Source organism: Streptomyces sp. PH9007 (assembly GCF_059813725.1).
In genome coordinates, this window is the sequence record NZ_CM187440.1 from 5,008,520 (window position 1) to 5,034,213 (window position 25,694).

General features: G+C 70.3%; 21 protein-coding genes. 14 read left to right on the forward strand and 7 right to left on the reverse strand.

What is annotated here, in order from left to right:
• The first annotated feature begins 81 nt into the window (after positions 1-81).
• The 5 genes from infB to ACTFAP_RS23220 all read left to right on the forward strand — a co-directional run bounded on the left by infB (position 82) and on the right by ACTFAP_RS23220 (position 6,069).
• Positions 82-3,138, forward strand: a complete 3,057-nt coding sequence (infB, locus tag ACTFAP_RS23200) for a translation initiation factor IF-2 (protein WP_500467307.1) — start codon at positions 82-84, stop codon at positions 3,136-3,138.
• Positions 3,139-3,215: 77 nt separating this feature from the next.
• Positions 3,216-3,512 (forward strand): DUF503 domain-containing protein, encoded by a 297-nt coding sequence (locus ACTFAP_RS23205; RefSeq protein WP_030738161.1) that lies wholly within the window; start codon positions 3,216-3,218, stop codon positions 3,510-3,512.
• Between the two features lie 53 nt (positions 3,513-3,565).
• The gene (gene rbfA / locus ACTFAP_RS23210) at positions 3,566-4,096 is read left to right on the forward strand and encodes a 30S ribosome-binding factor RbfA (protein ID WP_500467308.1); all 531 of its coding nucleotides are present in this window, start codon (positions 3,566-3,568) and stop codon (positions 4,094-4,096) included.
• The gene (gene truB, locus ACTFAP_RS23215) at positions 4,093-5,037 is read left to right on the forward strand and encodes a tRNA pseudouridine(55) synthase TruB (protein ID WP_390123852.1); all 945 of its coding nucleotides are present in this window, start codon (positions 4,093-4,095) and stop codon (positions 5,035-5,037) included. Before rbfA ends, truB begins: the two co-directional genes overlap by 4 nt.
• A 93-nt stretch (positions 5,038-5,130) precedes the next feature.
• Positions 5,131-6,069 (forward strand): bifunctional riboflavin kinase/FAD synthetase, encoded by a 939-nt coding sequence (locus tag ACTFAP_RS23220; protein WP_495682195.1) that lies wholly within the window; start codon positions 5,131-5,133, stop codon positions 6,067-6,069.
• Between the two features lie 76 nt (positions 6,070-6,145).
• On the opposite strand, the gene ACTFAP_RS23225 is transcribed toward ACTFAP_RS23220, so the two are convergent.
• The 4 genes from ACTFAP_RS23225 to eccE all read right to left on the reverse strand — a co-directional run bounded on the left by ACTFAP_RS23225 (position 6,146) and on the right by eccE (position 11,914).
• On the reverse strand, positions 6,146-8,998 hold the full coding sequence (locus tag ACTFAP_RS23225; protein WP_500467309.1) for an SCO5717 family growth-regulating ATPase: 2,853 nt from the start codon (positions 8,996-8,998) through the stop codon (positions 6,146-6,148).
• Positions 8,999-9,255: 257 nt separating this feature from the next.
• Positions 9,256-9,729 carry a DUF8017 domain-containing protein gene (locus ACTFAP_RS23230; RefSeq protein ID WP_500467310.1) on the reverse strand — a complete coding sequence of 158 codons (474 nt, stop codon included), beginning with the start codon at positions 9,727-9,729 and terminating at the stop codon, positions 9,256-9,258.
• Positions 9,730-9,878: 149 nt separating this feature from the next.
• A complete protein-coding gene (locus ACTFAP_RS23235; protein ID WP_400012911.1) occupies positions 9,879-10,562 on the reverse strand; it encodes a hypothetical protein in 684 nt (227 codons plus the stop codon).
• Positions 10,562-11,914, reverse strand: a complete 1,353-nt coding sequence (eccE, locus tag ACTFAP_RS23240; protein ID WP_500469543.1) for a type VII secretion protein EccE — start codon at positions 11,912-11,914, stop codon at positions 10,562-10,564. Before eccE ends, ACTFAP_RS23235 begins: the two co-directional genes overlap by 1 nt.
• A gap of 122 nt (positions 11,915-12,036) precedes the next feature.
• On the opposite strand from eccE, the gene eccB reads away from it, so the two are divergent.
• The 3 genes from eccB to ACTFAP_RS23255 are packed head-to-tail and all read left to right on the forward strand — an operon-like array spanning position 12,037 to position 16,259.
• On the forward strand, positions 12,037-13,557 hold the full coding sequence (gene eccB, locus ACTFAP_RS23245) for a type VII secretion protein EccB (RefSeq protein ID WP_500467311.1): 1,521 nt from the start codon (positions 12,037-12,039) through the stop codon (positions 13,555-13,557).
• A gap of 14 nt (positions 13,558-13,571) precedes the next feature.
• Positions 13,572-14,813: a type VII secretion-associated serine protease mycosin gene (mycP, locus tag ACTFAP_RS23250; RefSeq protein WP_500467312.1), complete on the forward strand. Its 1,242-nt coding sequence runs from the start codon at positions 13,572-13,574 to the stop codon at positions 14,811-14,813.
• A gap of 18 nt (positions 14,814-14,831) precedes the next feature.
• Positions 14,832-16,259, forward strand: coding sequence for a hypothetical protein (locus ACTFAP_RS23255; protein ID WP_495682200.1), 1,428 nt, complete (start codon positions 14,832-14,834; stop codon positions 16,257-16,259).
• Positions 16,260-16,274: 15 nt separating this feature from the next.
• Here the strand turns inward: ACTFAP_RS23255 and ACTFAP_RS23260 are convergent, their stop codons facing one another.
• The gene (locus ACTFAP_RS23260; protein WP_030738130.1) at positions 16,275-16,538 is read right to left on the reverse strand and encodes a DUF397 domain-containing protein; all 264 of its coding nucleotides are present in this window, start codon (positions 16,536-16,538) and stop codon (positions 16,275-16,277) included.
• A gap of 72 nt (positions 16,539-16,610) precedes the next feature.
• A complete protein-coding gene (locus tag ACTFAP_RS23265; RefSeq protein ID WP_390123866.1) occupies positions 16,611-16,886 on the reverse strand; it encodes a hypothetical protein in 276 nt (91 codons plus the stop codon).
• 197 nt (positions 16,887-17,083) lie between these two features.
• Here ACTFAP_RS23265 and ACTFAP_RS23270 point away from each other — a divergent pair, with 197 nt between their 5' ends.
• The 6 genes from ACTFAP_RS23270 (at position 17,084) to ACTFAP_RS23295 (ending at position 21,704) form a co-directional block, all read left to right on the forward strand.
• The gene (locus ACTFAP_RS23270) at positions 17,084-17,509 is read left to right on the forward strand and encodes a hypothetical protein (protein WP_400012905.1); all 426 of its coding nucleotides are present in this window, start codon (positions 17,084-17,086) and stop codon (positions 17,507-17,509) included.
• 48 nt (positions 17,510-17,557) lie between these two features.
• Complete coding sequence (locus tag ACTFAP_RS23275; protein WP_030738124.1) at positions 17,558-17,917, forward strand: WXG100 family type VII secretion target; 360 nt, start codon at positions 17,558-17,560, stop codon at positions 17,915-17,917.
• A 48-nt stretch (positions 17,918-17,965) separates the two neighbouring features.
• The gene (locus tag ACTFAP_RS23280) at positions 17,966-18,265 is read left to right on the forward strand and encodes a WXG100 family type VII secretion target (protein ID WP_400012904.1); all 300 of its coding nucleotides are present in this window, start codon (positions 17,966-17,968) and stop codon (positions 18,263-18,265) included.
• An 86-nt stretch (positions 18,266-18,351) separates the two neighbouring features.
• The gene (locus ACTFAP_RS23285) at positions 18,352-18,789 is read left to right on the forward strand and encodes a hypothetical protein (protein ID WP_495682201.1); all 438 of its coding nucleotides are present in this window, start codon (positions 18,352-18,354) and stop codon (positions 18,787-18,789) included.
• Between the two features lie 13 nt (positions 18,790-18,802).
• The gene (locus tag ACTFAP_RS23290) at positions 18,803-21,082 is read left to right on the forward strand and encodes a hypothetical protein (RefSeq protein ID WP_500467313.1); all 2,280 of its coding nucleotides are present in this window, start codon (positions 18,803-18,805) and stop codon (positions 21,080-21,082) included.
• Positions 21,054-21,704: a hypothetical protein gene (locus ACTFAP_RS23295; protein ID WP_495682203.1), complete on the forward strand. Its 651-nt coding sequence runs from the start codon at positions 21,054-21,056 to the stop codon at positions 21,702-21,704. Before ACTFAP_RS23290 ends, ACTFAP_RS23295 begins: the two co-directional genes overlap by 29 nt.
• Position 21,705: 1 nt before the next feature.
• Here ACTFAP_RS23295 and eccCa read toward each other — a convergent pair whose 3' ends face one another.
• Positions 21,706-25,629, reverse strand: coding sequence for a type VII secretion protein EccCa (eccCa, locus tag ACTFAP_RS23300; protein ID WP_500467314.1), 3,924 nt, complete (start codon positions 25,627-25,629; stop codon positions 21,706-21,708).
• Positions 25,630-25,694 lie beyond the last annotated feature (65 nt).

The following is a 25,694-nucleotide window of genomic DNA, read 5'->3' on the forward strand; positions in this document are numbered from 1 at the left end:
CACTCGATGAGTACGCGATGAGTACGCCCGTGAAATAGCGAAGGTCCGAGGGACGACCCACCCCGGACCGTAAGGAGCGAAGTGGCTAAGGTCCGGGTATACGAGCTCGCCAAGGAGCTTGGAGTCGAAAGCAAGGTCGTCATGGCCAAGCTCCAAGAACTCGGTGAATTCGTCCGTTCGGCGTCCTCGACGATTGAGGCGCCGGTCGTCCGTAAACTGACTGATGCGCTCAGCGCGGGTTCTGGCGGTGCCAGGAAGTCCGCGAAGCCCGGTGCGCCGGGCAGGAGCGCCCCCAAGCCGGGTGGCGCGCCCAAGCCGGGTGCCCCCGGTCCCCGTCCGGGACCTGCCGCGCCCAAGCCGGGTGCGGCGGCCCCCAAGCCGGGCAACGCGCCGCGGCCGGGTCCCACCCCGCCGCCTGCCGCGCCCAAGCCGTCCGGCGCCAAGCCGGGCCCTGCGGCGCCCGAGTTCACCGCGCCGCCGAGCCCCGAGCCGGCGCCGCGTCCCGCCGCCCAGCGTCCCGGCCCCGCGGCCGGTCCTGGTGGCAACGCGCCCAAGCCGGGTGCGCGTCCGGCCCCCAAGCCGGGTGCCGCCGCGCCGAAGCCGGCCGGTGCCAAGCCCGCGGGTGAGGCCCGCAAGCCGGGTGGCCCCAAGCCGGGCGCCCGTCCCGCCGGCCCGCGTCCGGGTAACAACCCGTTCACGACCAGTGGCTCCACGGGCATGGCCCGTCCGCAGGCCCCTCGTCCCGGTGGCGCTCCGCGTCCCGGTGGCCAGGGCCAGGGCGGTCCGCGTCCCGGTGGCGGTCAGCCGGGTGCGGCCGGTCCGCGCCCCCAGGCGCCCGGTGGCGGTCGCGCCACTCCGGGCAACATGCCCCGTCCGCAGGGTGCGGCCCCCGGTGGCCCGCGTCCCGGCGGCGGTAACCGTCCGAACCCCGGCATGATGCCGCAGCGTCCGGCGGCCGGTGGCCGTCCGGGCGGCGGTCCCGGTGGCCCCGGCGGCCGTGGTGCCGGTGGCGGTCCCCGCCCCGGTGGCGGCGGCGGTGGCGGCTTCCGCGGTGGCGGCGGCGGTGCCCGTCCGGGCGGCGCCGGTCGTCCCGGTGGCGGCGGCGGTTTCGCCGGTCGTCCCGGTGGCGGCGGTGGAGCCGGTGGCGGCGGCGGTTTCGCCGGCCGTCCGGGCTTCGGCGGCCGTCCCGGTGGCCCCGGTGGCCGTGGTGGTACGCAGGGTGCCTTCGGGCGTCCCGGCGGCCCGGCCCGGCGTGGCCGCAAGTCGAAGCGGCAGCGGCGCCAGGAGTACGAGGCCATGCAGGCCCCGTCGATCGGCGGCGTGATGCTGCCGCGCGGCAAGGGTGAGGCCATCCGGCTGTCGCGCGGTGCGTCCCTGACCGACTTCGCGGAGAAGATCAACGCCAACCCGGCGTCGCTGGTCCAGGTGATGTTCAACCTGGGCGAGATGGTCACCGCGACCCAGTCGGTCTCCGACGAGACCCTCCAACTCCTCGGTGACGAGATGAACTACACGGTTCAGATCGTCAGCCCGGAGGAGGAGGACCGCGAGCTGCTCGGCTCCTTCGACATCGAGTTCGGTGAGGACGAGGGCGGCGAAGAGGCCCTGGTCAAGCGTCCGCCGGTGGTGACCGTCATGGGTCACGTCGACCACGGCAAGACGCGTCTGCTGGACGCGATCCGCAAGACCAACGTCATCGAGGGTGAGGCCGGCGGCATCACCCAGCACATCGGTGCGTACCAGGTCGCCACCGAGGTCAACGGCGACGACCGGAAGATCACCTTCATCGACACCCCGGGTCACGAGGCGTTCACCGCCATGCGTGCCCGTGGTGCGAAGTCGACCGACATCGCGATCCTGGTGGTCGCGGCCAACGACGGTGTGATGCCCCAGACGATCGAGGCGCTCAACCACGCCAAGGCCGCCGAGGTGCCGATCGTCGTCGCGGTCAACAAGATCGACGTCGAGGGTGCCGACCCGACCAAGGTGCGCGGTCAGCTGACCGAGTACGGCCTGGTCGCCGAGGAGTACGGCGGCGAGACCATGTTCGTCGACATCTCCGCCAAGCAGGGCACCAACATCGAGGGTCTGCTGGAGGCCGTGATCCTCACGGCGGACGCCGCCCTCGACCTGCGGGCCAACCCCACGCAGGACGCCCAGGGCATCGCCATCGAGGCCCACCTGGACCGCGGTCGCGGTGCGGTGGCCACGGTGCTGGTCCAGCGCGGCACGCTGCGCGTCGGCGACACCATGGTGGCGGGCGACGCGCACGGCCGAGTGCGGGCGATGCTGGACGACTCCGGCAAGAACGTCTACGAGGCCGGTCCGTCCACGCCCGTCCTGGTGCAGGGTCTGACCAATGTGCCGGGCGCCGGCGACAACTTCCTGGTGGTCGGCGAGGACCGTACCGCCCGGCAGATCGCCGAGAAGCGTGCGGCGCGGGAGCGCAACGCGGCCTTCGCCAAGCGCGTCCGCAGGGTCTCCCTCGAGGACCTGGACCGGGTGCTCAAGGAGGGCGAGTTCCAGCAGCTCAACCTCATCATCAAGGGCGACGCGTCCGGTTCGGTCGAGGCCCTGGAGTCCTCGCTGCTCCAGCTGGATGTCGGCGAGGGTGTGGACCTGCGGGTTCTGCACCGCGGGGTGGGTGCGGTCACCGAGACCGACATCGACCTGGCGGCCGGCTCCGACGCCATCATCATCGGCTTCAACGTGCGCGCCGAGGGGCGTGCCACGCAGGCGGCCGAGCGTGAAGGCGTGGACGTCCGGTACTACTCGGTCATCTACCAGGCGATCGAGGAGATCGAGGCGGCCCTGAAGGGCCTGCTGAAGCCGGAGTACGAAGAGGTCGAGCTGGGCACCGCGGAGATCCGCGAGGTCTTCCGCTCCTCCAAGCTGGGCAACATCGCGGGTGTGCTCATCCGCTCCGGCGAGGTCAAGCGGAACACCAAGGCACGACTGCTGCGCGACGGCCGGGTCGTGGCGGAGAACCTCAACATCGAGGGCCTGCGCCGCTTCAAGGACGACGTCACCGAGATCCGCGAAGGCTTCGAGGGCGGTATCAACCTCGGGAACTTCAACGACATCAAGATCGACGACGTCATCGCGACGTACGAGATGCGGGAGAAGCCGCGCGTCTAGCGCGGTGGGCCGGGGCCGGTCGGCGGGGTGCGAAACTCCGTCGATCGGCCCCGGCCGTTCCCGTTACGATCACCAGCATGTATACCGGGACGTTGTCGTTCGACCTGCTGCTGGGGGATGTGCATTCCCTCAAGCAGAAGCGCTCCGTGGTCCGGCCCATCGTGGCGGAGCTGCAGCGCAAGTACGCGGTCAGCGCCGCAGAGGTCGGTGACCAGAACCTCCACCGCCGGGCCGAGATCGGCCTGGCCGCGGTCTCCGGGGACCACGGGCACCTGTCCGGACTCCTCGACGACTGCGAGCGGCTGGTGGCCGCCCGCCCCGAGGTGGAACTGCTGTCCGTACGGCGGCGGATCCACGGCGAGCACGACGAATAGCGAGCGGCAGCCCCCCACGGGGCAGGCCGGACAGCAGGCAAGGAGAAGGACCAGTGGCCGACAAGGCGCGGGCGAAGAGGCTGGCGGACCTCATCCGCGAGGTGATCGCCCAGAAACTGCAGCGGGGCATCAAGGACCCGAGGCTGGGAACCAGGGTCACCATCACCGACACCCGGGTGACCGGCGACCTGCGGGAAGCGACCGTCTTCTACACGGTGTACGGGGACGAGAGCGACCGCGAGGAGGTCGCCGCCGGACTGAACAGCGCCAAGGGCATGCTGCGCTCGGCGGTGGGCGCGGCGGCCGGGGTCAAGCACACCCCGAGCCTGGAGTTCGTCCCCGACGCGCTGCCGGAGACCGCCCGCAACCTTGAGCACCTGTTCGATCAGGCGCGGGAGCGGGACGAGGAGGTGCGCCGTACCTCCGCAGGTGCCCAGTACGCGGGGGAGGCCGACCCGTACCGGGAGGAGGGTGAGCGCGCCGAGGGCGACGCGGACACCGTGGACACCGCGGACGGCGCGGACGGCGCCGGCCCGGGCAGCACGGAGAGCACGGACAGCACCGAGGGCCGTACCGACCGATGAGCAAAGCCAGCGGCGGCCCGGACGGGATCGTCGTCGTCGACAAGCCCGCCGGGCACACCTCGCACGACGTGGTGGCGCAGATGCGCGGCATCGCCCGCACCCGCCGCGTCGGGCACGCCGGGACCCTGGACCCGATGGCCACCGGGGTCCTGGTGCTGGGCCTGGGCCAGGCCACCAAGCTGCTGGGACACCTGGCGCTCACGGAGAAGGAGTACCTGGGCGTCATCCGGCTCGGCCAGACCACGGTCACCGATGACGCGGAGGGCGAGATCACCGGCACGGCGGGCGCCCCCGCCGTCGACCGGGCCGCCCTGGACGCCGCGGTGGCGGCGCTGACCGGCGACATCCTCCAGGTCCCGGCCAGCGTCAGCGCCATCAAGGTCGACGGCAAGCGGTCCTACAAGCGGGTGCGGGAGGGCGAGGACGTCGAACTCCCGGCCCGGCCCGTGACGGTGCGGTCCTTCGACGTGCACCACGTGACCACGACGGCGACGCCGGACGGCACCCCCGTCACCGATGTGACCGTGGGCGTGGTCTGCTCCTCCGGCACGTACATCCGGGCGCTCGCCCGCGACGTGGGCGCGGCCCTGGGCACCGGCGGGCACCTGACCGCGCTCCGTCGCACCCGCGTCGGCCCGTACGGGCTCGGCGGACCCGGCGGTGCCCGTACGCTCGACGCGCTCCGCGCCGAACTGCGCGTGCTGCCGCTGGACGAGGCCGCGGCGGCGGCGTTCCCGCGCTGGGACGTGGACGAACGCCGGGCCCGCCTGATCGGCAACGGCGTACGGATCGCGGCGCCGCAGCTGCCGGCCGGTCCGGTAGCGGTGTTCGGCCCGCAGCGGCACCTGGTCGCACTGGTCGAGCGGGTCGGCGAGGGGGACGCGCGGGCGAAGAGCCTGGCGGTCTTCGCCGCACCGGCGCAGGCACCGTCCCCGTCGTGACGCCCCCGTCCGGGGGCCGGGTACCTTGGAGCCGCGGCGGGCCACCGTGGCGGCCCGTGAAAACGCGCAAGGAATCGGCGAGGAGCGAGAACGGTGCAGCGCTGGCGTGGCATGGCGGAGATCCCCGGTGACTGGGGGCGCAGCGTCGTCACCATCGGGTCGTACGACGGCGTGCACCTCGGACATCAGCTGATCATCGGCAAGGCGGTGGAACGCGCCAGGGAACTGGGCGTCCCGGCGGTCGTGATCACCTTCGACCCGCATCCGAGCGAGGTGATCAGGCCGGGCAGCCAGCCGGCGCTGCTGGCCCCGCACGCGCGGCGCGCCGAGCTGATGGAGCGGCTGGGTGTGGACGCGGTGCTGGTGCTGCCGTTCACCAAGGAGCTGTCGCGGCTGTCACCGGCGGAGTTCGTCGTCAAGGTGCTGGTGGAGAAGTTGCACGCGCGGTCCGTGGTGGAGGGGCCCAACTTCCGCTTCGGACACCGGGCGGCGGGCACCGTGGCGACGCTGGCGGAGCTGGGGGAGAGCTACGGCTTCGACGTGCGGGTCATCGATCTGTACGTGCGCGGGGCGGTGGGGGAGGGCGAGCCGTTCTCGTCCTCACTGGCGCGCCGGCTGATCGCCGAGGGCGATGTAGCGGGCGCGGCGGCGGTACTGGGCCGGCCGCACCGGGTGGAGGGCGAGGTGGTGCACGGGGCGGCGCGCGGGCGCGACCTGGGCATTCCGACCGCCAACCTGGACGTGGTGCCCGGCACCGCGATCCCGGCCGACGGGGTGTACGCGGGGTGGCTGACGGCGGGGCGGGAGCGCTGGCCGGCGGCGATCTCGATCGGCACCAATCCGCAGTTCGAGGGCACCGTGCGCTCGGTGGAGGCACATGTCGTGGACCGTACCGACCTCGATCTGTACGGGCAGTGGGTGGCGGTGGACTTCCACTCCTACGTGCGCGGGCAGGAGACCTTCGACAGCCTGGACGCCTTCCTGGCGCGGCTGGAGGAGGACAAGCAGCGGGTGCGCGAACTGCCCGCCTGAGCGCTCGCGGACCACAGGGACCGCACGCACGACGGCCGCCGCCGACCGAGAGGTCGGCGGCGGCCGTCGTGGTGTGTCAGCGCTGGGGCGGCGGAGGCGCGCCCCAGCCGCCGGGCTGCTGCGGAAAGCCGTACCCCGGGTGCTGCGGGGGCTGCTGCTGCGGAGGCTGCTGGGGGTATCCGTATCCCGGCTGCTGGTGCGGCGGCGGGTACCCGTATCCCTGCGGCGGCTGCCCGGGGACCTGCCCCGGCGACTGGCCGTGGCCCGGGAGCGGCGGTGCCATGTGCGGCGGCAGCCCGCCGTCCTGGGTCCACAGCCCCTGCTGCTGCTGAGCGCGGACGAAGTCCTCGGCGATCAGTGCGGCCAGGTCGAAGTAGGACTGCCGGGTCTTGGGCCGCATCAGATCCAGGTCCAGTTCGGCGCCGGCCGCCAGGTGTTCGTCGAACGGGGCGACCACCACGCCGCGGCAGCGGGTCTGGAAGTGGGCCACGATGTCCTCGACCTTCACCATCCGGCCGGTCTCCCGCACCCCGGAGATCACCGTGACGCTGCGCTGCACCAGCTCGCCGTAGCCGTGGGCGGCCAGCCAGTCGAGGGTGGTGCTGGCGCTGCTGGCACCGTCCACGGACGGCGTGGAGACGATGATCAGCTGGTCGGCGAGGTCCAGGACGCCGCGCATCGCGCTGTACAGCAGGCCGGTGCCCGAGTCGGTGAGGATGATCGGGTACTGCTTGCCGAGCACGTCGATGACGCGCCGGTAGTCCTCGTCGTTGAAGGTGGTCGAGACGGCCGGGTCCACGTCGTTGGCGAGGATCTCCAGACCTGAGGGGGCCTGCGAGGTGAACCGGCGGATGTCCATGTAGCTGTTGAGGTACGGGATCGCGCCGACCAGATCGCGGATGGTCGCACCGGTCTCACGGCGCACCCGGCGGCCGAGGGTACCGGCGTCCGGGTTGGCGTCGATCGCGATCACCTTGTCCTGCCGCTCGCTGGCGAGCGTGGCGCCCAGCGCGGTGGTCGTGGTGGTCTTGCCGACGCCGCCCTTGAGGCTGATGACGGCGATCCGGTAGCAGGACAGCACCGGGGTGCGGATGATGTCGAGCTTGCGCTGCCTCTCCGCCTCCGCCGCCTTGCCACCGATCCGGAACCGTGAACCCGCCTTGCTGGCCGGCTGGGAACGCTGCTTGTTGCGGCGCTTGTCCTGCAGCAGCCGGTCGGAGGACAGCTCTACCGACGCGGTGTAGCCGAGCGCGCCCGGCTGGGCACCCTCGTACGGCTGCGTGCCGGGCCAGCCGGGCACGGCGCGGGGGTCCTGCGGCGGCTGGTGGGGCTGACCGTGCTGCGCGGGCGGTACGGGCTGCTGCTGTGCGGGGTCGGCCGGCTGCGGCTGCGGCTGGGCGAACTGCGGCCCGGTGGGCTGCCCGTACGGGGGCGGGCCCGGCCGGTCGCTCTGATCGTCCTGGCCCGGCTGGGCGGCGGCCTGGTGGGGGAGCGGGTAGGGCATGCCGCCGGGCTGCTGGTGCTGTGGGTGCTGCTGGTGCGGCGGCTGGGGGTACGGCTGCCCCGGGGCGGGCTGCGGGTACGCGCCCGGCTGTCCGGGCGGGGTGGGCTGCGCGTAGGGGGCGCCGGGCTGCGGGCCGGGGGGCTGCGCGTACGGGGCGCCGCCGCCGGGCACCTGCTGCTGGTGCGGCGGGCCACCCGCGTACGGGGAGAGCGCCGCGCCCGCGCCGGGCTGACCAGGTTGTCCGGGCTGCCCGGGCTGGACGAACGGGGCGCCCGGCTGCGGTGCGGGCGGCCCGTTCTGCGGCGGGACCGGCTGTGGGTCCTGCTGCGACGGCGCGGGTGATTGCGGGCCGGGCTGGGCGTACGGCGCGAGAGCACCGCCGGCCCCGCCCCCGGGCTGCGGCCCGGCCGGCGGGGCCGCCGGCGGCGCGTACGGGGGGAGCGGAGCGCTGGGCGCGGGCTGCTGCGGAGCGGGAACGCTCGCGGCTGCCGGTCCGGCGTCCTGCTGCTCCGCCTGGGCGGCCTGCTGGAGGAAGGCCGGCGGAATGGCGTCCTGCGGCTCCTCCTCCGGCTCCGGGGCCCCCTCCGCCTCCTCCTCGACGGGGATCGGCGTCTCCGGCTCCGCGCGGGCGAACTCGACCCGGACGGGCGGCTGGTCCTGGGCGAAGCCCGAGGCACCCTTCGGGGTGAAGACGAACGTGGCGTCCGCGATCTCCCCCGCGCCGCCGGTCACTTCGGGGGCGGAGGGCTCCGGTGCGTCCGTGGGCGCGGCGGTGATCTCCTCCGGCTCCTGCGAGGCGGCGGGCTCACCCGGCTCACTCGACGCGCCCGGCTCAACCGGGACGTCCGGCTCGCTCGGCGCGGCCGGCGGCGCCTCGGCCGGTACCGGGGGCTTGATCTGGAAGTCCGGCGGCAGCGGCGGCAGTCCACCGGGCGGCACGGCCGGCGGCACCGGCGGGACGGGCCCCGGCCCGGCGGCCGGCGCGGGGTGCTGCGGCGGCCGCTGCTCCCCGATGGCCTTGCGCACGGCGGCGGCCGAGAACTGGAGCGTCGTGCTGTTCTGCGGCTCACCCTCGCCGCGGGCGGGTTCGGCCGCCGGCTGCGCGGGCGTCGGATCCGGCACGGAGACGTCCTGCGGATGCAGTTCCGGGACCGGTCCCCGGTCGATGGGGGCGGCCGGCGGTGGAACGGCGGCCGGCGGCGCGGCCGGAGCCGGGGGCGCGGGCGGGACGGAACTCACCGGCGGGGGCGGAGGCGTGGCCGCCCCACCCCCCGGCGCGCCGCCCGAATACCAGGCGGGCGGGGTGTAGTCGATGGTGAACTGCCCGGTGTTCTCGGGCTCCTCGTCGAGGAGCTCATCATCGGGCCGTTCGTCGGGGGAGGAGTTCTCCTCCCCGGTGCGAACCTTGTCCCGATCGGTGTTCACGACGCCTCCCGCTGCTGGTATTGCTTTCTGGTCCGGGCATCATTGGGACCGTTACGCGGATGACGGACTTGAGCCCCCGTGCGGTTCCCTCGGCATGGACCGGGGTGGATGGCCCGGCGGCGCTCCCGCCGCGACCACTCTCAGCCTAATCATCACAGCCAAGAACCCCGCACCGCTCCCCGCCACCGCGCGACGCGCATCACAGCGGAAACCGGCGCGAGCCGGACAGGGGAAGAAGCCGGCCGCCCGGCGCCGTATCAACCGGCGTTGTCGTACCGGATACTGCCCACCATGCGCTCAATGGTCTCATCGGGGAGCTCGTCCTCATACCCGATGTCGGTCATCAGCCCCCACCCCACGAGGTTGTTGTCAGGGCTGAGATAGGAAATCCCGATCACGAGTCCGTCCCGCACCGGACAGCGAGCGTCGGGATCGTTCGGGAGACCCGTGACCGTCGCGGTGGTGATGTGACCGGCGACGCCGTGCTCGTTGCTGAACGGCTCCGTGTCGGTCACGTCGAGCCGGTCGCCCTCACTCCGCGACATGTTCGCCAGCAGAAGATCCACCGCGAGCGCCCGGCTCGCTTCCTCGGTGTCCGTCGCCCCCTGACGGTTGCTCGTTCCCGCCAAGGCCCGCGCGTCTCCGCCCGCCGCGCGGCCCGGATCGGTCAGCAGCAGCACGGCGGTGATCGTCGCCAAGGTCAGCGCCGTGGCGCCCAGACCGAACGCCACAGACCGTACGGTGCGGTTCGTACCGCCCGCAGGGGCGGGGGTCGGTTCGCCAGGAGAAAACGCCCGCAGGTATGACGGGTCCTGGTAGGGGTTCGGCCCCGGTGGCGGTCCGCCGAACGTCATCCGCTCATCCTTCCCCGTGTGCGCATTCAGCTGTTGGCGTCCAGTCGGCTGGCATGTCCCAGCAGCCCGGCCTCGCCGTCGGTGGGTACCAGGCGCACCAACTGCCGCGCCCGCCGCGTGCACCACACCGTGGCGTCCTCCGCCAGCGTCGACAGGGCCTCCGTCTGCTGGGCGGGCAGTCCCATCAGCGGGCCGATACGCCCCGCCTCCTCCGGTGAGACGCGCTGCACCCCCACCAGCGCCGCGTGTTCGGCCAGCCGGGGCGCGACCGGGCTCAGATAGGGCAGCAGGGTGAGCACGGGCTGCCACGGCGCCGACACCACCCGGCCGCGCGGTGGACGGATACCGCAGTCCCGCACCACCAGCACGGGGTTGCCGAGCGTCGCCCCCAGCGGCGGCACCTTGCCCACCTCGTGCAGCGTCATCAACTCCATGCCGCCGTCGGCCGCCTGGGCCAGCCGTGTCCACAGCCGGGGCCGCCCCGTCTCCACCGCGACCCGGGTGCCGGTGCCCACCGCGCGCAGTGCCAGCACCTGCGCCGTCCACAGACCGCCGATCAGCACGATCTCGTACGGCACCGGATGATGGATGCCCAGCACGGCGGGACGACCGCGGACATCGACCCCGATCACCACACCGTCGTCACCGACCGGCAGCGCGAGCCCCGCCAGTTCGTCCGCCGTCAGCACATGCCCGCCGCCCCGGCCCATCAGTGCCCGCCTCCCAGCGGCAGGGTGGCCCGCACCCCGCGCAACTGCTCGTGATCCATCCGGGTCAGCCCGACCCGTACCCCCCGCGCCGCGTGCAGCAACGCCTCGCCCGCCGCCCGCAGATGATCCTCACCGTGCCCGGTGACCCGCACGTGCCCGGCCACCGACACCGAACCGGCGGCGTGCCGGCGCAGCGTCAGCGCGAAGGTCGTGGCGAAAGCGGGACCGGCGGTCAGCAGCGCCACCAGACCCGACAGCGGCGCCGCGCCGGCCCCGAGCGCCGGCCAGCGGCTCACCTCGAACGTCGTGTGCCAGCGGTCGTCGCACCGCCACGCCCGCGAACTCTCCGCCGTACGCCGCGGCCTGGGGCCGTCCCCCTGCCCGATCAGCGTGGTGGTCGCCGGGTTGGAGCTGGCACAGGCGGCGACCGCGGACAACAGCTCCGCCTCCGACAGCACCGTGGCCCGGAACCCCGCTCCCGTCAGCCGGCTCGCGAGCTGATCGGCGGCCCGGGTCAGCGCGCGCTGCGCGCCCTTCAGCCCGCCGCCGCGTTCGGCCACGGCCTCCTGGCAGCGTTCGGGATCCAGCCGGAGCGCCACCCAGGTCAGGCGCAGCCCGGGCGCCATCTCGTGCCCCTCCTGCGCCCCGTTGCCCAGCAGCTGGGCGTAGTTGCGCCCGGCGATCGCCTGCTGCGGCAACTGCGGTGACGGCGCGGGCTGGGTGTGCTGCACGCACTGCACCGAATCCAGCAGCACGCCGTCCGTCTCCAGTGCGTCCGCGAGCAGCGTCAGCGGCAACGGGCTGCCCTCCCGCCCCGGTTGCAGGGGGGAGCGCGGCGCCTCCACCCGCAGCACGGCGGTCAGCCGGCTGCCGTCACCGGCCATGCCCACGTCCGCCGACCACGCGCCGGACGCCGCCGCGCTGCCGGGCCGGGTGCGCTGGAACGCGTAACTGCGCAGACCGGGCTCGCATTCGGCGGCCAGTGACAGCAGCGGATCGACACCGGGGGGCAGCGGGCCCATCGCCCGCTTCCGGCGGCGGCGCAGCGCCCAGGCCGCGCCCGCCCACGCCGGGAGCGGCCGGCCGCGCCGCCTGCCCACCGCGATCAGCGTCAAAGCGGCGGCGGGCACGGTCGCCGCCGCCATCAGTACCCAGCTGTCCGCCACCCAGCCGCTCAACAGCAGGGCCACCGCCGCCTGTACACAGACCAGGGGCCACACCGCGCACCCGGGACCCGCCGCCGCGCCCGCACCACCCGAGGACGCCCGCGTACTCCTGGGCACCACCGGTCGTGCACGCTCCGGCGTCGCGGCAGGTCCCGCCGTACGCGCCCCCGTCACCGTGGTCGCCATCGTCAACGCCCCCCTCCTCCCGGTGATCAGACCGTCACCCGGCATAGTAGATGTCCACTCCGACGGTCGGCACAGCCGACCCGGACAGTTGAACCAGCCGCATGGGGGAGGAGCGCCCGGCCATGGCCTCGCGCAAGGACGAGCTGAACGCGTATACGTACGCCAAGAAGCGGAGGGTCGCCGCCTTTGTGCAACCCTCTCCCACCGGCAGCGACGAGGGCGCCCCGCGCCCCCTGCGCGCCGTGGTGCCCGGCATGGTGGTGGGCGCGCTGGTGCTGGCCGGCTTCGGCGCGTGGGGGATGTTCAAGCCGGCCGTCCCGGCGCAGTGGGACAAGCCCAACAAGAACGTCATCATCGGCAGCGAATCCACCACCCGGTACGTCGTCCTGACCACCGACGGACGCGACCAGCTGCACCCGGTGCTCAACCTCTCCTCCGCCCGGCTGCTCCTGGACCCCGACTCCTTCGACATCGTCAGCGTCAACGAACGCGAACTGGACAACGGCCGCATCCCGCACGGCGCCACCCTCGGCATCCCCTACGCCCCCGACCGGCTGCCCTCCGCCGACGACGCCGGGACCGCCAAGCGGTGGGCGGTGTGCCAGCGGCCCGGCGGATCCGGCGGCGCCGAGGCCGGCCATGTGCAGCAGGCGGTGTTCGTCCTGGGCGACCGTGACGCCGACCGCGTCGAGGGACGGCAGCGGCTGCGCGACGGGCAGGTGCTGTACGTCGCCTCCACCCGCGACCAGGCCCGCTACCTCGTCGACGGCACGGGCACCAAGTACCTCATCGGCGGCCCGGACTGGGCGGACATGGCCGGGGACGAGACCGAGCTGCTGCACCGTTCTCTGGTCGGCAGCGAACACGATCCGCAGCCCGTCACCGAGGAGTGGCTGGCCACGCTGAACGAGGGCAGCCCCATCGTCTTCCCCCAGCTGGAGGGCCCCATCGGGGAACGCGCCGGGGTGCCGGGGCTCGACCCGGACGCGGACCGTGTCGGCATGGTGCTGCTCGCCCCGACCGGCGCCGGCCCGCAGCACTATGTGGTGCTGCCCGGAAAGGTGGTGCCCGTCTCGGAGTTCACCGCACGGCTGTTGCTGGACAGCCCCGACGCGGGTTCGCTGGGCCAGGCGAGCGGCGCGCTGGAGGTCGGCGCCCAGACGTTCACGCCCGCCCCCGCGGCCGACAGCATCGACCGCGATCACGACTGGCCGGCCGCCGCCGCCGAACAGGTCAACGCCCTGGCGGGCGACGACCCTCCGCGCGAGACCGTGTGCTCCGTCCTGCGGGGCGTGGATGAGGACGACGGAAGCACCGAACTGAGCACCTGGGCCGGCACCGGCTACCCGGCCACGATCGTGAACGAGGCGGGCAGCGCGTACGTCACCCCGGGATCCGGGCTCCTCTACCGCCAGGTACAGGGCGAACAGGCGGAGGCCGGCGGCCTGTACCTGGTCACGGACACCGGACTGCGGTACGCGGTGGACGCCGGTGCCACCACCGACAAGAGCGCCGAAGACGCGCAGATCAGGCTGGGTTACCGGGACGTCGCCCCGGTGCCGGTGCCCGCCCACTGGTCGCAGTTCCTGCCGGTCGGACCGCGGCTGGACCGGGCGAGCGCGCAGCAGCCGCAGGGCTCATGAGCGGGGGAGCGCGGATGAGACGGCTGAACGCCACAGCGGCGGCACTCGCCCTGACGGCCGGCGCCGGGATCCTGTACGTGCCGTACGGCCCCGTGGCCACGGCGCGGGCCGACGACCGGCGCTGCACCTTCCCCTCGGAACCGATCGTGGAGCAGCCCTGGTCGCTGCAGCGCGTCGTGCTCGACCGTCTGTGGCAGGACACCAAGGGCGAGAACGTGCGGGTGGCCGTCATCGACAGCGGTGTGGACGCGGCGAATCCGCAGCTGGCGGGCGCCGTCGACAAGGCGGCGGGCGCGGACTTCACCCCGCAGGACCCGCGCGAGGACGACGAGCCCAGCCGCACGAGCCACGGGGACGGAACGACGGACACGGTCGGTCACGGCACGAAGGTGGCGGGCATCATCGCGGCCCGGCCGGACGAGTCAAGCGGTTTCGTCGGACTGGCTCCCGGCGCCGTCATCATCCCGGTGCGGCAGAACGACGAGTACGGCAACGGCACCGTCGAATCGCTGGCCTGGTCGATCGACCACGCGGTGGACCAGGGCGCGCGGATCATCAACATCTCGCAGGACAGCGAGGAGGCGCTGAGCGATGAGACCTCGCTCAAGGCCGCGATCGACAGGGCGCTGGGCGCGGACATCGTGGTGATCGCCTCGGTCGGCAACGAGGGCGCGGACGGTGAGTTCAAGGAGACCTACCCCGCGGCGTACGACGGCGTCCTGGCGGTGGCCGCCTCCGACCGCAACAACGAGCGGGCCTTCTTCTCCCAGGCCGGCGACTTCGTCGGCATCGCGGCGCCCGGCGTGGACATGGTCTCCACGGTCCCCGGCGGCGGCCAGTGCGTGGACAACGGCACCAGCTTCGCGGCCCCGTACGTCGCGGGTGTCGCCGCGCTGCTGCGCGCCAAGTACCCGGACTGGACGGCGTCGCAAGTCGTCACCCACCTCCAGCAGACGGCGGAACGCGGCATCCCGGGACCCGACCCGTACCTGGGCTGGGGCGTGGTGGACCCGGTCCGCGCGCTGACGGACCCCACCGCCCCCGGTGACGCGCCGGTCCCGGACGAGCCGGCCCCGCCCGCCCCGGCACCGGACATCCCGGAGCTGGAGCTGGGCGAGTCCTACGCCGCCCGTGCCGAACGCCTGGGCACCTATGTCCTGCTGACCGGCACCGTCGTGACGGCATCGGTGGCCGGCACGGCCCTGATCCTCCGCGACCGCCGCCGACGCCGCCCCACCGACTCCGCCACGCCCTGATCTGCCCGGGAGTTCCAGGTGTCCCACCTCCACGGCGGTTTCGGTCCGCCCGTCCCACCGCGCCCCCACCACGGCGGGCACCCCCGCTGGACGGCCGCGCTGCTGATCGCACTCTCCCTGGCGGTGCTGGCGTCGGCCGGTGGCCTGGTGTGGGCGGTGGGACAGCGGCTCGGCGCGGAAAGAACCGCTACGGCCCCGGTGGAACCGGCTGCCCCCGCACCGCTGCCGGCGGAGCCGATCGAGGCGACAGCGGCGTGGCACATACCCGCACCCGATCTGAGTACCTTCGACGAACGGGTGCAGCAAGGCGGGGTCTGGCTGTACGAGGACACGGTGGTGCGCGTCATGCCCGAAGCCCTGGTGTCCTACGCACTGGCCGACGGCAGTGAACGGTGGAGCATGCCGCTGGCGGCGGGAAGCAACGGTTGCACCTCCTCCTCACAGATCGACGCCGGCCGCATCGCCGTTCTTTCGGGAATGAACTGTGAGTATCTCGTCGTGGTCGATCTCGCGACCGGCGAGGACCGGGCCACCATCTCGTTGACATCCACGCGGTTGAAAGTTCCCTACCAGGAACCGGCGCTCCTCGGCGACACCGTCGCCGTGGGTTCCCCCCTGGGCGGCGCCGGCTTCCGGATCAGTGACGGCGAGCAGTTGTGGTGGCACGAGCCGGGGGGACGCTGCGTCGAGACGGGTTACACGGTGCTGGACGACATCCTCGTCTCCGAGGTGGCCTGCGGAACGGGCTGCAACGATCTGGGCATCTGTGGCTACGGGTACGCGGCCACCGGACTGCGCGCGACGACGGAGAACGGTGAAGAGCTGTGGCGGTGGGAATTCGATCACGAGGTGGAGGGCTCGCAGCTGGAGATCATCGGGGTGATCTCCGTCGACCCGCTGGTGATCCATGCCCGGCTGGACGGCACGTTCGGTGGTGTCCATCGGATCTTCGTGGTCGAGGACACCAGGAACTCCGTGCTCAGGGAGGTCGGCTACCAGAAGGACCGGCACCTGCCGCCCTGCACGGTGCTGGCCACGTGGTGGTGCGCCGACGCCGTCGTCGGCGGCGACTATCTCGCTGTGTCGGGGATGGACACGGTGGGGCTGTCGGTTTTCGATCTGGCCACGGGCGAGCTGGTGGGTGATGTCCCTCCCGAGGGACGGTCGATGCGGCCGATCGCCATGGTGGAGGACGAGTTCCTCGTCTACCGGGGGGAGTGGGAAGACCATCCGGGCATGGTGGTGGCGATCGACCCGCAAACGATGACGCAGCACACTGTGATGACGCTGGACGAGGACGCCGCGTTGGAGCACGACATGTGGGGGATCGCCGGTTACGGCGTACGCCTGGTGTGGGACACGCCCACCCGGACCCTGGTCATGGCTGCCACCGAGATCTCCGAGAGTGCCCGCCTGCCGGAGGCATCCCTTCTGGCCTACCGCTGACCCACGGGGCCGTTCCTACTCGATGTCGAACTCGCCGTCCCTGGCCCCGAGAACGAAGGCCTCCCACTCGGCGGCGGTGTACCGCAGCACGGTGTCCGGGTCGCTGGAGTTGCGCATGCCGACGCCGCCACCGGGGAGGTAGGCGATCTCGACCCGCTCCTCCTCCGGGCTGCCCGGGGCGCTCAGCCACTCCACACCCGAGATGTCCAGCGCGTACAGCTCGTTCTTCTCGCGCTCCTTGCGAGCGGCGATCTCGGCCTCGGTCTCCGTCCCGGACATCGGCGGAGGCTCCCTTCTTCCCTCAACGCTGTGGTCTGAGGGCGATCGTAACGCAGCGCACCCGCGCGCGGACTATCGGCTGCGCAGGAGCCATTCGGCGAGCAGGACGAGGACGAAGCCGGTCACCAGGACCGCCATCCCCAGCCGGGTCCGGCCGCGGCGGCTCATCTCGATGACGGCGCCCGACAGGACGAAGGCTGCCCCGTACAGTCCGAGGGACACCAGGGAGGAACCGTCACCGAGTTGGATGACGAGCACCACCGCCATCACGGTCATCGCCGCCGCGGCGATGCCCATGCGAAGCCGTCTGGCCTGCCGTGGGGTGAGTCCCTGTGGTGTCGAAGTCACGTCAAGAGCATAGACGTTCGGTGTGCCTCGGTACTCAGTGCCGTGGATGAGTATCCGCACGGATGTCCGGTGCGGGAACCGTCACTAGTCTCACTCGCGTGGTTACCCACGTGTCTGCCCGATGTAGCTCCCGCATAAGATGAGCTACGAACGGCGATGGAGGGGGCACGGGGGGTAGAGAACGATGGGGGTGGGGTATGCCTGACGAAAGCAGCCCGTCGGCCGACCTGGTGGTGTCCACCGAGGCACTCGGCCAATTCCGCGGCCGGCTGGACGACGTCCTGACGAACACGCAGACCGCGGGTCTGACGCCCTCGCTGATGGCCGACCTGCGCATGGACCAGGCCAACTACGGCGGACTCATTCCCGGGATGACGCAGATCTCCCACGAGTTCGGTCATGCCGTGAACCGGCTGGAGGCCTTCGTGCGGATCCAGCAGGACCTGATCGAGGCCCTGGGTATCGCGACACTGATCTCGGAACGGGGCTACGAGAACGTCGAGGCGGAGAATTTGGAACGTCTTCAGCAGATCATGGCCCATCTGGCGGACGACTACACGCCACCGCCGGCGGTTACCGATGAGGATCTCTATGGCCGACCGGGACTTCGGCCTCTGCCGTGATGCTTTCTGCGCGGCAGCGGGGATGATCAACAAGAAGAAGGAGGCAGCATGGCGGAAGAACACGCTAGCGGCAGTGACCTCACAGTAAGCAGTGGTGAGATTACCAGCCTGCTCCAGAAGTTCACCGATGCTCAGGAGATCATTTCCCGGATGAGCGGGAGGACGGAGGAGGCTCGGCAGGCGGTTCGCGCCACCTGGAGCAGCATGAGTGCGGGGGAGTTCAGCCGGGGTCAGGAGCAGTTGGGTCTCGACATCCACCGGCTGTCCGCCGCCCTGGAGAACCTTTCCGAACTGGTGAGGATGAGCCGGGACGGGTTCACCGCGGAGGAGCAGGAGCAGGCTTCGGCGTTGAAGAACGTATACGCGCCCCTGTCGGGCAGCGGCAATCCCACTATCGCGGGTCTCTGAGCGCGGTCCTGCGCACTTCTGAACTCGACTGTGAGAAGAGGATAGACGATGATGGATGACCGTATTTCCGTGAGCTATGCCGGCCTGGAATCGGGCTCCCAGCAGATGGGGAGCATCGAAGGTGAGCTGCAGAAGGCGCTGGAGGACATCCAGGGTGCAATGCTCCGGGTCTCCGCTGGGTGGTCGGGTGAGGCCAAAACCGCGCTGGACCAGAACATGCTGGTGTTCGACGCGGAATTGGAGAAGCTCCGGGGCGTCACGGCCGCGACAGGTCGTGCGCTGGGGACTGTGGGTGCCAACTACCACCGCACGGATCAGCGGGGCGCCAACCTGATCGCTCCCATCTGAACATCGATTGACGAATTCTCCTTCGGGGGACAGGTAAAGCCTGTCCCCCGAAGGAGATTCGCGTATCAAGAGAGGACGTGGCCCGAGTGGGGTTTGACGAGGAGTGGGCCCAGGCCAAGGCCGAGGCGCGTGATGAGATCGCTCGCACCCGGCTCAACGGATCTCCGGAAGCCGCCGGGGGATCAGGGCGACTCGTTCTCCATGGTGAAGACGTCGGGCCGATCGGCGAGCAGGCGGATGGCCTGGCAACATCTCTCCAGGAACACGGCCTGGCGGCCGATAACCCGACACGGGTAGCAGGGATCCTTCTGCGAACTCCCGGGTTCGAAACCGGCCGGGCACTGATGGATGTGGCGGACGCCTGGCAGTCCCAGGTGGAGACACTCAAGGAGTCCTGTCTTGGTATCTCCCAGCACCTTCGATACACCTTGACGTCTCATGCGGGGGGCGAGCTGGAGAACCAGGCCGAGATGATCAGGGCTCAGACATCTCCTGCCGCACACCACATCAGCAACATGGCCTGAGGAGACAACCAGCATGGATGGCGGCGGCCGCCTGGGATTCGAAGACCTCTTCAACGCGTCGCTGGACAAGCTGCACCAGGCGAGACAGGGCTGGGACGAACAGGTTCAGCGCCTCACGGAGATGCAGGAACCAGCGGAGACCATGGCCGGCCAGGCACGGTCCGCCAGTTGGGAAGGCGAGAACGCGACAGTTACCGTGCCGCATGTCCTCGCCCAGGCAGGACAGTTCGAAGCGGCGCTGTTGCAGGCGACCTCGATCCGGAACATCTGCAGAGACGGTTACCACCGGCTCAAGGGATACCAGAATCGCCTCAGTGAACTGATCGAGGAAGCCGCAGCGGAGGGCGTGCATGTCGATGGGGCGGGCCGGGTGGACGGGCGCTTGTCCGACCTGGACGGTGAGACGCGCCGGCTTCGGCAGGAATGTGCGCTGGCGGTCTCGCAGAGCATCGAAAGCGTTCTGCAGTCCGCGGCGGAAGCGGACCAGAGTGTCGCGCAGGCTCTCCGGGATGCCAAGGGAACGGACCCATACGCCTTCAATCCCGTCGAGTACGCGAACCTCTCGCAGGCCGAGACGGCCTATGCCGACGCACAACACTTCATCGAGTTGGCCGAGCGCGGATCCGACCTGAGTGGCGAAGAACTTCGTACTTTCAGCTGGCTGGCCGAATATTACGCCGATGATCCGGTTTTCGCCGAACGTGTGACATTGGGACTCGGGCCGGAAGGCACACTGCAGCTCTGGGTTGATCTCAGCTCGGGGAATTGGCATCCGGATTCCGAGCGGTGGCAGATCCTGGACGGCCTTCAGACGAACCTTGGCAACCTCCTGGGCACGGCGACGCGCTCCGACTCCGCGGCGATGGAGCAATGGGAACAGGAAATGCTCGAACTCGGAGAGCAATCCATCAACGGTGGCCCCCTCGGCTATCAGGTGATGAGCGCTCTCATGCGCGACGGTGAGTATGAGACCGAGTTTCTTCTCGACTACGGCGAGGGCCTGATGGACTTCGAGATGGAGTTCGTCACCCAGTACGGCGGATCGGACCCAGTCCTTGGATCTGCGGGGTCACCGAACTGGCGATTGTGGCAGTCGGACACGCAGCTCAGCTTCGGAGACGAGGACGAATTGGGCCTGGATCCTGTCGTCGGCTATCTGAGCGCCTTGAGTAACAATCCGGAAGCTTCCACAGCCTTTTTCGCGGCTCCCGAAGATTTTGATCCCTCTGACCGGGAATCCGAGATCAACCCTCGCCTCGCCTATCTCTCCCAGGACCGCACGTGGTGGACCAGCCGCGACGGCTTCGCCCCCGACATGATCGATATTCACCCGATCGTGGGAGAGGCCTTGATGGCTGCCACGACGGGCATCTCGTCCGACGGTCTGGACGCGGCCGGTCTGGACGAAGGCGTTGTCGGAGACTTCCGGACGGTGGATTCGGCGAGGGTGATGGATCAGGTCATTCATCTGTATGGAACCCTTGACCCCGAACTTCTCAATAATCAACCAGAAATGAGCTCCGCACTTGGATTCATGGCCGGCATGTACATGGATGACATCAACTATGGTGTTTCCGGAATAGGGGACGAAAAGAATCCGGATCACGCCGATATCTTTGCCACTTCGTACGGTGACACTCTCGAATCCGGGAGACATTCCACGATTCGCTTTCTGAGTGTGATCGGCAAGGACGAGGTTGCTTATGAGAGCGCCACTCTGCTCCAGCACGTTTACATGCTGGGGAAGCTGGACGAATTCCCGCCGACCAGCCAAGAAAACTTTCTTTCCGGATCTCAGGTCCTCATAGCCGGAGGCGAGGTGCGGGGTATTCTTGACCACGCGCGAGCGGAGCAGGTCGCGGCGGATTATATTGAAGATTCAGAAGCCGCTCAGGCTGCCTTGGCAAGTTCTGCGGAGTGGAAAGGCGCGGCGGTCGGTGCTGGAGTCGGCGCTGGTATTGCCTTTCTGACTGCCCCTGTTACAGGTGGGCTGAGTGGATTTCTGGTTCCCATTGGAGCCGATATGGGCGGTGAATTTCTGAGTACCTTCTTCGAAGGGTTCATCGACGACGGTTCCGATTCGGATGGTGAAGCGGAAAAGGCGGGCCAAATTTCCCGGCAAGAGTTTTATGAGGCAGGGGAGGGGGATATCGCTACCTTGTTGGATGCTTATATGGATTCGGCTGGTGCGTACGTTGATCAGGAAAGTATTTCCAGCCAGAGAAACTTTGTGGGAAATTCTTATGTTAACGGCAGAAGGAGCGATGAAGATCTTGGATATTCGCCGCACTAGAGGACTGCAGCGCGTTCGTGAAGGATTCTTTTCCAATTCTGCGCTCAGGGCTGCCGCTTTCGGCGTCGGAATTCTTATGATTTCTTCTTGTGACAGTGCGCCGAAGGGGCCTGAAATTTCGGGCGTTGCGGCAGAGGAAGTTTGCGCTGGCATTCTTTCGGCTGATGCGGCGGCTGCACTGAAGCGACTGTCTGGCATGACGCGGTTCGGGGAGTTGTCAGAGGTGCCGTCCGATGAATTCTCCGATTCCATCGAGCGTCTACGTTCAGGGGATACGGCAGAACTGTGTCGGATTTATGCGCCACCCGATGCTGATGTTCCATCTGCAACGATTTCTTTCTCCTGGGTGTTGCCAAACTTCTCGGGCGAGGGTGATCGCTACCAAACGGGAATGATTGCGACAGCGCTGCCGAATGCGGCAATCATCGCATTCCAATGTGAAGGTGAGAATTATCCGCACGACAAAGTCCTGCTGGGGAATTTGAACGTTCGTTCCTGGACAAGGGAAGCTGATGGTCAGATGACCATCGTCAACTCCGTCTCTCGGGCAGTTGCCGAAGGGCTGGGTTGCCTCGACGAGTCCGGGCTCGTCGAGGGAATTCCGCAGCCCGTCGGCGAATAGGTCAGTCCTCCGAGATCCAGCCCAGCTGGACCTGGATATGGTCCTTCTTGCGGGTGGTGAGGGTTCCGCGTCCCGGCGGCTGCGGGCGGGCGCGGACTCCGCTCAGGATCTCGCCTTCCTTGGGATCGCCGGACAGAACCAGGGCTTGGGAACCGAGGTCGCGCAGCCGTTGCATGAACGGTTCGAAGAAGGCCCGGGCGACGCCGGCCGAGTTACGGGCGATGATGAAGTTGATTCCCACGTCCCGGGCGTAGGGGAGATGTTCGGCCAACTGGGCCAGCGGGTTGTTGGAGTTCGCCGCCACCAGATCGTGGTCATCGATGATGAGGAAGATGCGCGGCCCGGTCCACCAGTTGCGGGCCCGCAGTTCCTGGATGGTGATGTCTTCCCTCGGCTTGCGCTTCTCGAACACCGAGCGCAGTCCGATCACATCCTCGACCAGCTTCGATTCCATGATGGCGTAGTCCGCCACGTACTCCCCGGGCGCCGCCGCCATCAGCGAACGCCGGTAGTCCGCGATGATGAAGCGTGCCTGCTCAGCCGAGTAGCGCTCGGTGATCTTCTGCATGATCAGGCGGAGTGCGGCTGACTTGCCCGATTCGCTCTCGCCGAAGATCAGCAGGAACGGGTCCTTTTCGAAATCGAGGTAGACCGGCTCCAGATCCTTCTCACCGATGCCGATCGGGATGCCCGCCTCGGGGCGGACGGCGCCGTGCGGGAGGCGGGCGGCCGGGAGGACCCGCGGAAGCATCCTGACCTGCGGGGCCGTGCTGCCCTGCCACTTCTCGGCCACTGCCGCGACCAGGGCCGCCGTGCCTTCGGACAGGTCTTCCGAGGACGGCCGGCCATCCAGACGGGGCAGCGCCGCCATCCAGTGCAGCTTCTCCGGGATCTGGCCGCGTCCCGGCATGTTCGCCGGGACGGCTCGGGCGATCTTGCGGTCGAAGTCCGAATCCAGGGCCTCGGCCAGCTTCAGCTCCAGACGGTTCGTCAGCTGATCTTTGAGCGCCGGACGGATCTCCATCTGCCGGGAGGACGTGACGACCACGTGGATGCCGTACCCGAGTCCCCGCGACGCCAGATCGTTGATCACCGGCTCCAGCGTCATGTCGTAGTCCTGTTTGAACGCCCCCCAGCCGTCGACGAGCAGGAAGACATCCCCCCACGGCTCCTCCGCCAGTTGTCCGGCGGCGCGCATCTTGCGGTAGGTGGTGATCGAGTCGATGCCGTGCCGGCGGAAGAGTTCCTCGCGCCGGGCCAGCACCCCCGCCACCTCGGAGACCGTACGACGCACCCGGTCCGGGTCCAGACGCGAGGCGATGCCGCCCACGTGCGGGAGCCCGGACAGCGAGGACAGCCCGCCGCCGCCGAAGTCCAGGGCGTAGAACTGCACCTCCTGCGTCGTGTGGGTGAGAGCGAAGGACGCGATCAGGGTGCGCAGCAGCGTGGACTTGCCGGACTGCGGACCACCCACGATCAGCATGTGCCCGCCGGCCCCGGAGAAGTCCCGGTACAGCGTCTCGCGGCGCTGCTCGAACGGCTTGTCCACCTGGCCCAGCGGGACGACCAGCGTGCCGGTCGGGCCCCGGGTCACCAACTGGTCCAGCGTCGCCGCCGAGTCCAGTGGGGGCAGCCAGACCTGGTGGGCCGAGGGGCCCTGGCCCTCCAGGCGGCGGACGATCACGTCCAGGACCGTGTCCGCCAGGGCGTCGTCCTGCGGGGCCGGTTCGGTGGCCGCCATCGCCGTGCGCGGGTCGGGTTCCGCGTGGCGGACCGGGACCGGGGCCGCCGTGAACAGCACCGGGTGGCGCTGGACCGGGGCCGGGCCCGAGGGCGCGGGCTTCGCCGGGCCCTCGCGGTAGGCGCCCGAGACGTACGCGGCCTTGAAGCGGACCATCTCCTCGGTGCCCGACTTCAGGATGCCCGAGCCCGGGATCTGCGGCAGGTGGTACGCGTCGGGCACGCCGATCGCCGTACGGGACTCCGCGGCCGAGAACGTCCGCAGGCCGATCCGGTACGACAGATAGGTGTCCAGGCCCTTCAGCCGGCCCTCCTCCAGGCGCTGCGAGGCCAGCAGCAGGTGCACGCCCAGCGAACGGCCGATGCGGCCGATCTGGATGAACATGTCGATGAAGTCCGGCATCGCCGTGAGCAGTTCGGAGAACTCGTCGATCACCAGCACCAGCGAGGACAGTGGGGCCAGCGGCGCGCCCGCCGCCCGCGCCTTCTCGTAGTCGTGCAGGTTCGCGTAGTTGCCCGCCGCCCGCAGCAGCTCCTGGCGGCGCTGGAGTTCACCCCGGATGGAGTCACCCATCCGGTCCACCAGCGTCAGGTCGTCCGCGAGGTTGGTGATCACCGCCGAGACGTGCGGCAGCTGCGCCATGCCCGCGAACGTCGCGCCGCCCTTGAAGTCCGCCAGAACGAAGTTCAGCGTCTCCGAGGTGTGGGTGACGGCGAGACCGAGCACCAGCGTGCGCAGCAGCTCCGACTTGCCGGAGCCGGTCGCGCCCACGCACAGGCCGTGCGGGCCCATGCCCTCCTGCGCGGCCTCCTTCAGGTCCAGCATCACCGGCTGGCCGCTCTCGTCCACCCCGATCGGCACGCGCAGCCGCTCCCCGGCCGACCGCGGCCGCCAGGTGCGTGAGACGTCCACCGCCGCGGGATCGCCGAGCCCCAGCAGGTCGCCGAAGTCCAGCTCGGCCAGCAGCGGCTCGTCCTCCTCGGCTCCCGTGCTCAGCCGCAGCGGCGCCAGCTGCCGCGCCAGCGCCTCGGCCGCCGCCACCGGCAGCTGGTCGGGCTCGCCGTCGAAGGACACCCCGTCCCCCGCGTCGAACCGCAGCGACCCCGCGGCGCACCGCACCGAAAGCCGGCCCCTGGCCGGTTCCGGCTCGCCCGGCAGGACCTCCACCACCGTGACGCCCTGCAGCCCCTCCGCCGACGCGAACGCCGAATGCGGCGGCACCCGTACGCCGTCCAGGACCAGCACCACGTGCGGCTGGTCGAGCACCGGCTTGCCGTTCGCGGAGAACCGGCCCCGGCCCTCCAGGCGTTCGGTCAGCTCCTCCTCCAGCTCAGTGACCCCGCGGGCGATCAGCCGCCGCGAACCCGCCCCGTCCACCGACGGCAGCTGGACGTGGGGAAGCCACTTCGCCCACTCCCACGCGTCCGCCGCGCCGGCCGAGCACGCCACCGCCACCGTCACGTCCTGCGGCGAGTGCAGCGCCGTCAGCGACGCCACCAGCGCGCGCGCCGTCCCCCGCGCCGCCTCCACGTCCCCCGCCAGCACCACCTGGTAGAAGCCACGCAGCGACACGGCCATCGGCAGCCCCGACACGGTGCCGTGCGTCGCCAGGAACCGCCGCATCGCGCCCGCCGTCAGCGGCTCCAGCTCGTCCACCGGCGCGGTCTGCGGCGGCACCAGCGGCGTGGCCAGGCCGTGTTCGCCAAGACCCAGCCGCACCTGTCCGAAATCCCCGTCCCCCGGGCGCCGTTCCCACAGCCGGCTGCCCTCGGCCACCAGCGCCCACAACTGCTCGGGCGCCGGGTGCAGATACAGCTGCGCGTCGCGCTGCGCCCGGGCCGTGCCCCACACCGCGCGCCGGGTCCGCGCCAGATACCGCAGGTAGTCCCGCCGCAGCTGGCCCATCTGCCCCTGGGTGCCGCGCCGGTGGCGGATGATCATCGCCACCACCATGGCGCCCGTTGACACCATCATCAGCATGCCCATGATCCGCATGAACGGATGGGCGTTCGGCATGAAGAAGAACACCACCGAGGAGCCCATGCCCAGCATCGGCATGAGCTGCATCAGTACACCGTCCTGCTGCCCCTTGGGCAGTTCCGGCGGCGGCTGCACCGCCACTTCCTCGCCCGGCACCTCGGCCGGCAGCGTACGCGGCGGACGTTTCACAATGATCTGGCTCATACGGCCCCCCGATCCGGCAACCCCTCGGCGCCGCCCGATCCTACTGACCGGCCCCAGGAGTACAG